This window comes from Mesorhizobium sp. 10J20-29 (assembly GCF_054130485.1).
Window position 1 is genome coordinate 1,306,295 of sequence record NZ_CP199156.1, and the last position, 11,643, is coordinate 1,317,937.

Consider the following 11,643-nt stretch of genomic DNA (forward strand, 5'->3'; position numbering starts at 1 on the left):
GAACGCCGACAAATCTCACCAACTTCTTCATGGACCGTTATGGTTAATGATGAGTTAGGATTTGTGACGCCGAACTGCGTCAGGCCCCGGATTCGCGGGGCATGAAGGCGGCGATCCATTCCTTCGGAAAACGCTGCGGGCGCCCCTGTTCGCCGATGATGGCTGCCTCTACACGCGCCGTCACCAGGACCTCATCGCCGCGCTTCAGCTCCTGGGCCATGGTGATGCGGGCGCCCGAAATCTTCTCGGTCCGCGTATCGATCGTCAGGATGTCGTCCATGCGCGCCGACCGGACGAAGTCGATCTCCATGCGCCGCACGATCCAGACGATCTTCTCGCCACGGCTGCCGCCGGCCAGTTCAGCGTGATGCACGCCAGCCAGCCTCAGGAAATCCGAGCGCCCGCGCTCGAAGAATTCAAGGTAGCGCGCGTGATAGACGACACCTGAGAAATCCGTATCGGCGTAGTAGACGCGCGCCATAAGCCGGTGGCCGAAAGGGGTCAGGGCGCCCGACAACCCGGTCAACAATGGATCGGCGGCGTCGGCCATGCAGTTAGTCCTCTTCCTGGAACAGGTTGATCTGCTGCTGCGCAAGGTCTGCCGGCGCGTCGAGCCCGAGATGTTTCCAGGCGTTTGCCGTCAGCACCCGACCGCGCGGCGTGCGCTGGATGAAGCCCTGCTGGATGAGGAATGGCTCGATGATGTCCTCGATGGCGTCACGCGGCTCCGAGAGGCCCGCCGCGATCGTCTCGATGCCGACCGGTCCACCGCCGAAATTTCCGGCGATCATGCCGAGATAGCGGCGGTCGAGCTGGTCGAGCCCCAGCGCATCGACCTCAAGCCGCAGCAGCGCCTCGTCGGCAACCTTGCGCGAGACGTGGTCGACACCGGCGACCGAGGCGAAGTCGCGCACGCGCCGCAGCAGCCTGCCCGCGATGCGGGGCGTACCGCGTGCCCGGCGCGCGATCTCCAGCGCGCCGTCATCGCCAAGCGGCATGCCGAGAATGCGGGCGCCGCGTGTCACGATCTTCTCCAGTTCCTCGACCGAATAGAAGTTTAGCCGCACCGGAATGCCGAAACGGTCGCGCAACGGATTGGTCAGCAGGCCTAGACGCGTCGTGGCGGCAACCAGCGTGAACTTGGCAAGGTCGATCTTGACCGACCGGGCGGCAGGCCCCTCGCCGATGATCAGGTCGAGCTGGAAATCCTCCATAGCCGGGTAGAGGATCTCCTCCACCGCCGGGTTCAGCCGGTGGATCTCGTCGATGAACAGGACGTCCCGCTCCTCCAGATTGGTGAGCAGGGCCGCGAGATCGCCGGCCTTTGCGATTACCGGGCCGGAGGTAGCGCGGAAATTGACGCCCAGTTCCTTGGCCATGATCTGCGCCAGCGTCGTCTTTCCGAGGCCGGGAGGACCGACGAACAGGACATGGTCGAGCGCCTCGCCGCGCCCCTTGGCCGCTTCGATGAAGACCTTGAGGTTGGCGCGCGCGGCTGCCTGGCCGACAAAGTCGTCCAGCGATTGTGGCCGCAGGGAGACATCGGCATCCTCGCCGCGCAGTTCGGGGGTAATGATGCGGGGGGAGAGGCTCATCGGTCTCTCTTTACATGCAGGGATTCGTGTGACAAGGCGGTGCTCAGCGCGCCAGTTCCTTCAGACCGAGACGGATCAGCTTGGGGGAATCGGCATCCTCGCCGGCAGACTTCAATGCAGCGGCGATAGCGTTGGCGGCGATGTCGCGCGAATAGCCAAGGTTGACCAGCGCCGAGACCGCGTCGGAGATCGGCGCTGGCGCCACGCCCTCGCCCAGTTCCTGCTTCAGCCCGATCGTTCCCGACGCCTCTCCGGCGAAGGCCGGCGCCTTGTTCTTCAGCTCCGTGACGATGCGTTCGGCAACCTTCTTGCCAACGCCCGGCGCGCGGCTGACCGTTGCGACGTCACGCAATGCGATCGAATTGGCCAGGTCGGCCGGGGCAAGTGTCGACAGGATCGCCAGGGCAACCTTGGCGCCGACACCCGGAACGTTATTCTGCAGCAGCCTGAACCAGTCGCGCTCGAGCGACGTCTTGAAGCCGTAGAGCCGGATCATGTCCTCCCGCACATAGGTCTCTATGAAAAGCGTCACAGTTTCGCCGGGCCCTGGCAGGGAGGCCAGCGTCCGTACCGAGCAATAGGCGACGTAGAAGACGCCACCGACATCGACGGTACAGTAGTCCTCGCCGATCTCGTCCAGCGTGCCGCGCAGCTTGCCGATCATGTCGCTTGGCTCCTCACGCCATGGCGGCCAGCCTGGCGGCTGGGCTCTGCCGGTGATGCGCGTGGCAGATCGCGATGGCCAGCGCGTCGGCTGCATGTTCCGAATCAAAAACCGCCTTCGGCATCAGCACTTTCACCATCATGTGGATCTGCCGCTTGTCGCCATGCCCGACACCGATGACGGTCTTCTTGACCGCGTTCGGCGCGTACTCGGCTACCGCGAGACCGGCAAGCGCCGGCACCAGCATGGCGATGCCGCGCGCCTGGCCGAGCTTCAGCGTCGCCACCGCATCCTTGTTGACGAAGGTCGTCTCGACGGCCGCCTCGGCCGGCGCTTGGGCCCGCATGACCGCGCTCAGGCCGTCGTGAATCTGGCAAAGGCGAAGCGCCAGCGGCGCCTTGTCGTCGGATTTGACGGTTCCGGCAGCCACGAAGCGCAGCGAATTGCCGAGCGTCTCGACGATGCCCCAGCCGGTCCTGCGGAGGCCGGGGTCGATGCCGATGATGCGAATCGCGTGATCCATCGCGGAACTCTACCTTTCCGCCGAATCGATGCCAGTGAAATGTGAACAAACCGGCAACAGAGCGTGTTGTCGGCATCACCTGGCGGGGGATAACCGGTGCAGCAAGTGCGCCTGCAAGGTCTCAGCCGCGCGCGAAGGCCGTGTTGAGCAGGCTGATCTGATCGGAAACCGGGTTGGGTGCCGGCGCGGAGCCGTCCGAAGCCATGGCGTTCTTGCCGTAGATCTCGTCATCCATCCGCCGCACCAGCGACTGCAGATTGAGCGAATGGCGCACGAGAGCGACGAAATCTCCGGGAAGCTCGTCCCAGCCGGCGGCCTCTGCATTAGCCGACGCGGTGTCGAGCCGTACCTTGGATTTCTCGGCCGCGACCTGGTCGCGGCTCATTTCACCAGAGTTGGCGGCACGCTGCAGCAACAGCCAGGAGGCAATCTGCATGAGGCGCGTCGTCAGCCGCATCGATTCGGCTGCATAGAGGGTCGCGGCCAGACGAGAAAGATTCTTGGCTTCAAGGCGGCCCTTGCCGTCGAGATACTCGGCCGCCTGCTCCACCAGCCCCATGCCCTCGTCGTAGAGCGGCTTGAAGGATTGCGTGAAGACACGGCGCTCCGCGAGCTTGATGGTGTTGGCACCGTCCCTCGATGGCTCGCTCATACTTTACGCCCCCACGCTCTCGTCGCGAACTGTTCCCGGCTTCGTCGGCGACCGCGTTTAGCTGCCCCTGACGCCTACAGCAAGGAGGTTGAAAATGCGCTTCGGAGCCGTTCAAGGCAAGCCTATGTTTAATAAAAGGTTAATGGCGCGGTGCCCCGCTCCGGCCCTCCATGCCGCATTGCTGCGGCTCGAGACAAAAAAAGAGCCGCAGATGCGGCTCTCAGGAGTTAACAGGGAGGCGTCAAACGAAGTGGCTCCAGCCACTTGGTAAGAATCCAGATCACTGGATGCACACAGTAAACGCCCGTAAAGCTTAATGGACGGTTAACGCTCCCGTGATTGTTTGCTTCAACTTGCAGCGGCATTCCGCGGCGAAGCGACGGTGGTGCTCTTCCACATCGTTCCGAGCGCGATCCAGGCAAACAGCAACATGCCGACGAAGAAGGCCATCGACGCCACGGCCACGACGGGCTCGATGGACGGATTCCCGCCGATCATCATGAACAGGCCAGCGACCAGCACGATCCCGCTGATGCCGGAAAGCCAGAAGTGCACCGTCGCCAGCCGCGATGCTGCTGCGGGCACCAGATGGTAGAAAAAGGCAAAGACCGACGACATGATCCAGCCGAGCACCATGATGTGAGCGTGAGTAGGCATCTGGGCGTGGTCGTGGCTCATCGCCATCGACAGGCCCAGCAGCATTCCGACGATTGCGTAACCGATTGCCAGCGTGAAGAAATTGCGTGCAACGCCTTGCATGGGACATCTCCTTGAGTACCGCGACAACCGACCCCCTCGGTGCCGTCGAGCACTGCATCATTCTACACCGTTTCCCCATCATGTCGCACGGTCGCCGCAGTTGTTACACAACGCCACCGCCGGTCCACCGAAGCGCTTTCTGTCCCGAGGAAACAGGGCGGAAACCAAGCCGCTCGCGCTGCAACACTTCCCCGTTACGGCACCGATGCTAGTCCACCGCCGTCTGGCGGCCCGGGGCCGTCCTCGCTCTTCGAAGGGAATTGAAATGGACTGGTACTCGCTTGTTAAGTTCCTGCATGTCGCAGCCGCAGTGCTATGGGTGGGCGGCGGATTTGCCCTGATGCTGCTTGCCGTTCGCGCCGACATGGCTGGCGACGTGGGGCGGACGCTGAGCGCTATGGGCGCGGTCGGCGAACTGGGCAACCGCCTGTTCATGCCGGCCTCCGTGCTGACGCTCCTGTTTGGCCTCATCATGTGCTGGTTCTGGGTCGGCTTCACCCAATTGTGGGTGGTAATCGGGCTCGCCGGCTACGCCACGACGTTCCTTGTCGGTACGCTGATCTTCAAGCCGACTGCGGACCGGATGGGCGAGATCATCGCACGCGAGGGCATGACCCCTGCGGTTCTGATGGAGGGCAGGCGCATCCTCAGGGTGGCGCGCTTCGACTATGCCGTGATGCTGATCATCGTGGCGGACATGGTGCTGAAGCCGACCAGCGGGGACACGGCCATCCTCGCAGCGATGCTCCTGGTGCTGGTGCTCGGCACGGTAACGGCCTTCGCCCCGCAACGTCAGGCCTCGCCTGTCGGCGCCTGAACCGCGGCCCGGGCTGGGGGATGGCGGGCCTAGCCCGCCTTCGCCAGCTCCCGCAGCTTGAACTTCTGGATCTTGCCCGTCGAGGTCTTGGGTATCTCTGCGAAGATGATGTCCTTCGGGCACTTGAAGCGGGCAAGCAGCGTCCGGCAATGCCCGACGATCTCGTCGGTCGTCGCGGAGACCCCGGGCTTCAGCTCGACATAGGCGATCGGCACCTCACCCCATTTCTCGTCCTGCCTTCCGACCACGCCGCACGAGGCGATGGCGGGATGCTTGTAGAGCGCTTCCTCGACCTCGATCGACGAGATGTTCTCGCCGCCGGAGATGATGATGTCCTTGGAGCGGTCCTTCAGCTGGATATAGCCGTCGGGATGCATCACCCCGAGATCGCCGGAATGGAACCAGCCTCCGGCAAAGGCCTCGTCCGTCGCCGGCTTGTTCTTCAGGTAGCCCTTCATCACGATATTGCCGCGGAACATTACCTCGCCGATGGTCTCGCCATCCTCGGGTGTCCGCTGCATCGTTTCCGGATTCATCACGGTCAGCCCTTCGAGCGCTGCGTAGCGCACGCCCTGCCGCGCCTTCTTGCTTGCCTTCGCACCCTTGTCGAGTGCGTCCCAATCGGTGTGCCATTCGTTGACCACCGCCGGCCCGTAGGTCTCGGTCAGGCCGTAGAGATGGGTCACTGCGAAGCCTGCATCGGCCATGCCCGTAAGCACGGCCTCGGGCGGCGGTGCAGCCGCCGTGTTGAAGGTGACGGCCTGGGGAAAGTCGCGCTTGTCGCCGGCAGGAGCATTGATTAGCACCGACATCACGATAGGCGCGCCGCACAAATGCGTGACCCCGTGATCGGCGATGGCGTCGTACATCTGCTTTGCCCGCACCCAGCGCAGGCAGACATGGGTGCCCGCCTGCACGGCGAGCGTCCAGGGAAAGCACCAGCCGTTGCAATGGAACATCGGCAGCGTCCACAGATAGACGGCATGCTTGCCGAGTCCGGCATGGATCGTGTTGGTGTAGGCCATCAGCGCGGCACCGCGGTAGTGGTAGACCACGCCTTTCGGATTGCCGGTGGTTCCCGAGGTGTAGTTCAGAGAAATCGCATCCCACTCGTCGTCCGGCATGGACCAGGCGAAGTCGGGGTCGCCGCCCGTGAGGAAAGCTTCGTAGTCCAGCGTGCCGATCCTCTCGCCTTTCGGATAGGGCGCATCGGCCGGATAGACCGGGTCGTCGTAATCTATCACCGTCGGCCGAACCTTGGCGAGCGCAAGCGCTTCCTTCATCACGCCGGAGAACTCGCGGTCGACGATGACGATCTTCGATCCGGCATGGTCGAGCTGGAAGGCGATGATCGCGGCGTCGAGCCGGGTGTTCAGAGAATGCAGCACCGCCTTGACCATCGGCACGCCGTGATGCGCCTCGAGCATGGGCGGCGTGTTGGACAGCATCACCGTCACCGTGTCGCCCTTGCCGATGCCATGCCGGGCCAGCGCCGATGCTAGTTGCCGAGACCTGCTCCAGAAGTCGCGGTAGGTCATTTGGCGGTCACCGTGGATAACGGCGACATGATCAGGGTAGGTCCTGGATGCGCGCTCTAGGAAGCTGATCGGCGTCAGTGGCTGGTGGTTCGCCGGCTGACGGTCGAGGTTTTGTTCGTACTGGTTTGCCATGATCTCCTCCCCGGATTCTTCCTTATAATCACGCGCCGCCGCCGGCGTCATTATCCGAAGAAGTCCCCCATCGCGTCGTATATCAGCTTGACCGCGATCAGCGCGACCGTGGCGTAGGTGAACGGATAAAAAACCTCCGGCTTCATCCGCCTGACCAGCCAGGCGCCGGCCAGCGTCGCCAATGGCGCGATCGGCATCAGAACGGCCGAGGCGGTCAGGTTTGTCGTGTCGAACTGGCCGAGCGCGAAATAGGGGATCAGCTTCACGGCATTGGTGATGGCGAAGAAGATGGCGGCAGTGCCGCTCAGGACCTTGGGGTCGAGCCGCAGGGGCAGCGTATAGACCTGGAAGGGCGGCCCGCCGACATGGGCCACGAAGCTCGTAAAGCCCGAAACGGTACCCCAGCCGAGCGCCGCTGCCCGGTTCGGCGCCGCGACGTGGTGCGCGCCGTGCCGGAATTGCTGATAGGCCCAGCGCGCCACGAAGACCAGCGCGACCGTCCCGACGATGAACCGCACCATGCCGGCGGTAACGACGGCCGCCGTCAGCCAGCCGACCGCGATGCCGACCATGGCTCCGGGCAGCATCGAACGCAGTACCTTGCGGTCGTAGACGCCGCGCCACGTCCACAGGGAAACCACGTCGGCGAGGACGAGTATCGGCAGCAGGATGGCCGCCGCCTGAACCGGTGGCATCACCAGCGCCATCAGCGGCACGCCGACGAAACCGACGGCACCTCCGAAGCCGCCCTTCGACAGGCCGACAAGAATGACCGCGGGAATGGCGGCCGCATAGAACCAGGGATCGGCGAGAAGACCAGTCATCGAGGGAAGGGCATCCGAGGAAGTGTCGCGGCTGGAATAGACCGAAAATCGCTGCGGCGCGACTGCAATCTCGCTTCAAGGTGGCGCGCCGCCTGCTGTTCAAGCCGATCCGCTTCGTTTATGCCGCATTCCAACCAACATCGCGCGGCATAGCCGAACGCCATCCGGAATTGACGAGAATGAACCAGACCACGCCCCCGAACCGCTGCCGCATCGTACTGATTGCCCCACCCGGAGAGACCTCCGCAGGCTTTGCCCGCCGGTTTGCCGAGGCGATATCGGGCGGCGATGTCGCGTCGATCATACTGCCTTCCAACGGCATGGACGAGGCGAGCTTCCAGGACTTCGCAGAGAGCGTCGTGCCGCTGGCGCAGCAGGCGGACATCGCGGCGATAATCGCCGAGGACACGCGGATCGCCGGACGGGTCAAGGCCGACGGCGTTCACATCGAGGGCGGCAAGGAAGCGCTGGCCGAGGCGATCGGACATTTCCAGCCGAAGCTCGCCGTCGGTGCCGGCGGTGCCAAGACGCGCGACGATGCGCTGGAGCTCGGTGAGGAGCGTCCCGATTATATATTCTTTGGCCGCTTCGGTTATGACAACAAGCCCGAGCCGCATTCCCGCAACCTGTCGCTCGGCGCCTGGTGGGCAGAGATGATCCAAATCCCGGTAATCGTGCTTGGCGGCTCCGACATCGCAAGCGTCCAGTCGGTCGCCGCGACCGGCGCGGATTTCGTCGCATTGTCGAGCGCAGTCTTCGGCGAAGGCGTCGACCCGAAGGAAGCGATCGCCCGCGCCAACGCCATCCTCGACGAAACCGCTCCTCGCTTCGAGGTCTGATCGTGCCGGCCGTGCGCTCCGTTCTTGCAGTTCTGGCCCTCCTGGCCATCACGGAACAGTCGTTTGCCGTCGACGGTCAGCCGAAGGCCGGCGAAGCGCGGCCTCTGGCGCAGAATGTCGACCCCGAGCGGTTCGGCGCGCCGCCTGCCGATGCTGCCTACGGTGCTTTCCAGCGCGGCCTCTACATGACGGCCCTCAACCTGGCGCTGCCGCGCGCCGAGGCCGGTGACCCGGCCGCGCAGACGCTGGCAGCCGAGATCCTGTCGCGCGGCCTTGGCACCAAGCGCAACGAGGCCGAGGCGGCGAAATGGTACCAGCGCGCCGCCGAGCAGGGCGTGCCCGAGGCGCAGTTTCAGTATGCGCTGCTGTTGCTCGACGGGCGTTTTGTCAAGAAGGACCCGCAGGGCGCCTATGCGCTGATGGAAGCCGCGGCGGCAGCGGGCAACCGCTTCGCGCAGTTCAACTTCGCCCAGATCCTGGTCGACCGGGAACCCGGCTCGACGGGCATGGCCAAGGCGGTGTCCTACTACGAGCGGGCGGCCAAGGCCGGTCTCGCCGATGCCCAGTACGCCATGGCACAGATCTACGCGAACGGCGCCGGCGGCAGGAAACTCGACGAGGTCGAGGCGCGGCGCTGGCTGGTCCTCGCTGCGCGCCAGAATTTCGATACCGCGCAGGTCGATCTCGGCACCTGGCTGGTCGAGGGGCGTGGTGGCCGGCGCGACCTGAAGGAAGGCTTCGGCTGGATCAAGCGCGCGGCCGAGGGCGGCAACGTCGCGGCGCAGAACCGGCTGGCTAAGCTCTACTGGGGTGGCATCGGCACCGAGCCGAACGCCATTGATGCTGCCGCTTGGTATTTCCTGGCGCGGCGCGCCGGACTGGTCGATCCGGAGATGAACGATTTTCTCGGCGGCCTGACGGACGAAGAGCAGAAGCAGGCGCTGGAACGCGCCAACCGGCTGCGCTAGATTCCCCGTTGGCGGACGTGCCGGCGACGGCGCCGGAGAGCGTCGTCTCTTGCCTACCCGCGCATTTTATGTTCATGAGCAGCCGAAACCGCCTGTCTGGCGAAGCAAACCTCTTCCGGAACATCGAAAATGGCCAAGATCAACGGCAATGAAATCCGTACCGGCAACGTCATCGAACATGATGGCGGGCTCTGGGTCGCGGTCAGGACCAACCATGTCAAGCCCGGCAAGGGCGGCGCCTACAACCAGGTCGAGCTGAAGAACCTGATCAACGGCACCAAGCTCAACGAGCGGTTCCGGTCGGCGGAGACGGTTGAGAAGATCCGCCTCGAGCAGAAGGACTTCTCCTACCTCTACGAGCAGGGCGATGCGCTGATCTTCATGGACACCGAAAGCTACGAGCAGCTCGAACTGCAGAAGGATTTCGTCGGCGACCGCGCCGCATTCCTGCAGGACGGCATGATGGTGACGGTCGAGCTCTACGACGAGCGCCCGATCGGCATTTCGCTGCCCGACCAGGTGACCCTGACGATCACCGAGGCCGACCCGGTCGTAAAGGGCCAGACGGCCGCCTCGTCCTACAAGCCGGCAATGCTCGAGAACGGAATTCGCGTCCTCGTGCCGCCCTTCATCGGTTCGGGCGAGCGCATCGTCGTCGACACCAACGAAATCACTTACGTCCGCCGCGCGGACTGACCCCGCGCGAAACGGAGCAGCAGCACGATGGCGCGTTCGGCGATCCTCAATGTCATGGTCCAGGCCGCAATGAAGGCCGGCCGCTCGCTCGCCCGCGATTTCGGCGAGGTGCAGAACCTGCAAGTCTCGCTGAAGGGCCCGGGCGACTATGTCAGCCAGGCCGACCGCAAGGCCGAGGAAGTCATCTTCACCGAGCTGTCGCGTGCCCGCCCCGGCTACGCCTTCCTGATGGAAGAGCGCGGCGAGGTCGCCGGTGAGGATGACCAGCATCGCTGGATCGTCGACCCGCTGGATGGCACGACCAACTTCCTGCACGGCCTGCCTATCTTCTCTATCTCCATCGCGTTGGAGCGTCAGGGCCAGATCGTCGCCGGTGTCATATACAACCCCGCCATGGACGAGCTCTACACGGCCGAGCGCGGCGGCGGCGCCTTCATGAACGACCGCAGGCTCCGTGTCGCGGGCCGCAACAAGCTGTCGGATTCGGTCATCGGCACGGGCGTGCCGCATCTCGGACGCGGCCACCATGGCGAGTTTCTCGTCGAGATGCGCAACATCATGGCCGAAGTGTCGGGCATCCGCCGCCTCGGTTCGGCGGCGCTCGACCTCGCCTATGTAGCGGCCGGCCGCATGGATGGCTTCTGGGAAGGCAACCTGTCCCCCTGGGACGTTGCTGCGGGCATCCTGATGATTCGCGAGGCTGGCGGCTTCGTCTCCGACAAGTCGGGCGGCCAGGACATGTTCGGCAGCGGCCAGATCGTTGCCGGCAACGAGCAGATCCACAAGGCGCTGCTGAAGGCGCTGAAGCGTCCAGTCTCTGCGCGCTGAGTCTCGCCGGCCCGCCGGTCCGCGACGATAGGCGCGCCCTTCGCGGCTTGATTTGAAGGCCTGATGCGCGTCACATGGGCGACGTGACGCCGACGATGAGCGAAAATTCTGCACCACACTACGCCAGCCCGCCCTCCTGGGGCAGGTTTCACTACTCGCGCGCCGAACTCATCGCCGACGGCATCGTTCACGCAGTCGGCATCGTCCTGGCCATAGCCGCCGGCTCTGCCCTGCTCTCTCTATCGGCCTTTCACGCTGCGCCGGGCGAGTATCTCGCCGCGATTTTCTATGTCGTGTCGCTGCTGACTGTCCTGTCGATTTCGCTCGCCTACAACATCTGGCCGCACACGCCGGCGAAATGGGTCTTGCGCCGCTTCGACCACGCGGCGATCTACCTGCTTATCGCGGCAACCTATACGCCGTTTCTCGCGCAGCTTCAGGATCCGGCCGTCACGGGGCGCATGATCGCCCTGGTGTGGGGCGCGGCTGCAGCCGGAATCGCGATCAAGCTGCTGCTGCCCGGCCGATTCGACCGGCTGGCGGTGATCTTCTACCTGGCGATCGGCTGGAGCGGCATTGCCGTCGCCAAGCCCATGCTCGACACGCTGCCGGCCTTGACACTGGGCCTCATCCTCGCCGGCGGCATTGTCTATTCCAGCGGCGTCGTGTTCTTTGCCTGGCAGCGCCTGCGTTTCCAGAATGCGATCTGGCACGTCTTCGTGGTCACCGGCGCTGGCCTGCATTTCGCGGCCGTCATCGACTGCCTGGTCGTGGCCAGGCTCTGAACACGCCTCCCGCGAGCGCCGCT

14 protein-coding genes are annotated in these 11,643 nt (G+C 64.4%); 6 read left to right on the forward strand and 8 right to left on the reverse strand.

Annotated elements, in window-relative coordinates:
* Window positions 1–79 precede the first annotated feature (79 nt).
* From ybgC to ACT2BZ_RS06285, 6 genes are all read right to left on the reverse strand, one after another.
* On the reverse strand, window positions 80–550 hold the full coding sequence (ybgC, locus tag ACT2BZ_RS06260; protein WP_457939986.1) for a tol-pal system-associated acyl-CoA thioesterase: 471 nt from the start codon (window positions 548–550) through the stop codon (window positions 80–82).
* A gap of 4 nt (window positions 551–554) precedes the next feature.
* Window positions 555–1,595 carry a Holliday junction branch migration DNA helicase RuvB gene (gene ruvB, locus ACT2BZ_RS06265; RefSeq protein ID WP_457939987.1) on the reverse strand — a complete coding sequence of 347 codons (1,041 nt, stop codon included), beginning with the start codon at window positions 1,593–1,595 and terminating at the stop codon, window positions 555–557.
* Window positions 1,596–1,638: 43 nt separating this feature from the next.
* On the reverse strand, window positions 1,639–2,259 hold the full coding sequence (gene ruvA / locus ACT2BZ_RS06270) for a Holliday junction branch migration protein RuvA (RefSeq protein WP_457939988.1): 621 nt from the start codon (window positions 2,257–2,259) through the stop codon (window positions 1,639–1,641).
* Between the two features lie 13 nt (window positions 2,260–2,272).
* Window positions 2,273–2,782, reverse strand: a complete 510-nt coding sequence (ruvC, locus tag ACT2BZ_RS06275) for a crossover junction endodeoxyribonuclease RuvC (protein WP_457939989.1) — start codon at window positions 2,780–2,782, stop codon at window positions 2,273–2,275.
* Window positions 2,783–2,903: 121 nt separating this feature from the next.
* A complete protein-coding gene (rcdA, locus tag ACT2BZ_RS06280) occupies window positions 2,904–3,434 on the reverse strand; it encodes a protease adaptor protein RcdA (protein WP_457939990.1) in 531 nt (176 codons plus the stop codon).
* Between the two features lie 348 nt (window positions 3,435–3,782).
* Window positions 3,783–4,193 (reverse strand): hypothetical protein, encoded by a 411-nt coding sequence (locus ACT2BZ_RS06285; protein ID WP_457939991.1) that lies wholly within the window; start codon window positions 4,191–4,193, stop codon window positions 3,783–3,785.
* Between the two features lie 265 nt (window positions 4,194–4,458).
* On the opposite strand from ACT2BZ_RS06285, the gene ACT2BZ_RS06290 reads away from it, so the two are divergent.
* Window positions 4,459–5,010, forward strand: a complete 552-nt coding sequence (locus tag ACT2BZ_RS06290) for a DUF2269 family protein (RefSeq protein ID WP_457939992.1) — start codon at window positions 4,459–4,461, stop codon at window positions 5,008–5,010.
* Window positions 5,011–5,039: 29 nt separating this feature from the next.
* On the opposite strand, the gene ACT2BZ_RS06295 is transcribed toward ACT2BZ_RS06290, so the two are convergent.
* Window positions 5,040–6,680: an acyl-CoA synthetase gene (locus ACT2BZ_RS06295; protein WP_457939993.1), complete on the reverse strand. Its 1,641-nt coding sequence runs from the start codon at window positions 6,678–6,680 to the stop codon at window positions 5,040–5,042.
* 50 nt (window positions 6,681–6,730) lie between these two features.
* On the reverse strand, window positions 6,731–7,504 hold the full coding sequence (locus ACT2BZ_RS06300) for a sulfite exporter TauE/SafE family protein (RefSeq protein WP_457939994.1): 774 nt from the start codon (window positions 7,502–7,504) through the stop codon (window positions 6,731–6,733).
* Window positions 7,505–7,683: 179 nt separating this feature from the next.
* Between ACT2BZ_RS06300 and ACT2BZ_RS06305 the strand changes: the two genes are divergently transcribed.
* From ACT2BZ_RS06305 to trhA, 5 genes are all read left to right on the forward strand, one after another.
* Complete coding sequence (locus ACT2BZ_RS06305; RefSeq protein WP_457939995.1) at window positions 7,684–8,343, forward strand: thiamine phosphate synthase; 660 nt, start codon at window positions 7,684–7,686, stop codon at window positions 8,341–8,343.
* Complete coding sequence (locus tag ACT2BZ_RS06310; RefSeq protein WP_457941236.1) at window positions 8,340–9,311, forward strand: tetratricopeptide repeat protein; 972 nt, start codon at window positions 8,340–8,342, stop codon at window positions 9,309–9,311. Before ACT2BZ_RS06305 ends, ACT2BZ_RS06310 begins: the two co-directional genes overlap by 4 nt.
* Before the next feature lie 129 nt (window positions 9,312–9,440).
* Entirely contained in the window at window positions 9,441–10,007 is a 567-nt protein-coding gene (gene efp, locus ACT2BZ_RS06315; protein WP_457939996.1) for an elongation factor P, read from the forward strand.
* A gap of 27 nt (window positions 10,008–10,034) precedes the next feature.
* Window positions 10,035–10,835, forward strand: coding sequence for an inositol monophosphatase family protein (locus ACT2BZ_RS06320; RefSeq protein ID WP_457939997.1), 801 nt, complete (start codon window positions 10,035–10,037; stop codon window positions 10,833–10,835).
* A 74-nt stretch (window positions 10,836–10,909) separates the two neighbouring features.
* The gene (gene trhA, locus ACT2BZ_RS06325) at window positions 10,910–11,620 is read left to right on the forward strand and encodes a PAQR family membrane homeostasis protein TrhA (RefSeq protein WP_457939998.1); all 711 of its coding nucleotides are present in this window, start codon (window positions 10,910–10,912) and stop codon (window positions 11,618–11,620) included.
* Window positions 11,621–11,643 lie beyond the last annotated feature (23 nt).

Excerpts from the sequence above, each read along its gene's own strand:
- ACT2BZ_RS06305 (WP_457939995.1), top strand. The coding sequence starts at position 7,684 with ATGAACCAGACCACGCCCCCGAACCGCTGCCGCATCGTACTGATTGCC.
- ruvA (WP_457939988.1), bottom strand. The coding sequence starts at position 2,259 with ATGATCGGCAAGCTGCGCGGCACGCTGGACGAGATCGGCGAGGACTAC.
- ACT2BZ_RS06290 (WP_457939992.1), top strand. The coding sequence starts at position 4,459 with ATGGACTGGTACTCGCTTGTTAAGTTCCTGCATGTCGCAGCCGCAGTG.
- trhA (WP_457939998.1), top strand. The coding sequence starts at position 10,910 with ATGGGCGACGTGACGCCGACGATGAGCGAAAATTCTGCACCACACTAC.
- ruvB (WP_457939987.1), bottom strand. The coding sequence starts at position 1,595 with ATGAGCCTCTCCCCCCGCATCATTACCCCCGAACTGCGCGGCGAGGAT.
- ACT2BZ_RS06320 (WP_457939997.1), top strand. The coding sequence starts at position 10,035 with ATGGCGCGTTCGGCGATCCTCAATGTCATGGTCCAGGCCGCAATGAAG.
- ybgC (WP_457939986.1), bottom strand. The coding sequence starts at position 550 with ATGGCCGACGCCGCCGATCCATTGTTGACCGGGTTGTCGGGCGCCCTG.
- ruvC (WP_457939989.1), bottom strand. The coding sequence starts at position 2,782 with ATGGATCACGCGATTCGCATCATCGGCATCGACCCCGGCCTCCGCAGG.
- rcdA (WP_457939990.1), bottom strand. The coding sequence starts at position 3,434 with ATGAGCGAGCCATCGAGGGACGGTGCCAACACCATCAAGCTCGCGGAG.
- efp (WP_457939996.1), top strand. The coding sequence starts at position 9,441 with ATGGCCAAGATCAACGGCAATGAAATCCGTACCGGCAACGTCATCGAA.
- ACT2BZ_RS06295 (WP_457939993.1), bottom strand. The coding sequence starts at position 6,680 with ATGGCAAACCAGTACGAACAAAACCTCGACCGTCAGCCGGCGAACCAC.
- ACT2BZ_RS06300 (WP_457939994.1), bottom strand. The coding sequence starts at position 7,504 with ATGACTGGTCTTCTCGCCGATCCCTGGTTCTATGCGGCCGCCATTCCC.
- ACT2BZ_RS06285 (WP_457939991.1), bottom strand. The coding sequence starts at position 4,193 with ATGCAAGGCGTTGCACGCAATTTCTTCACGCTGGCAATCGGTTACGCA.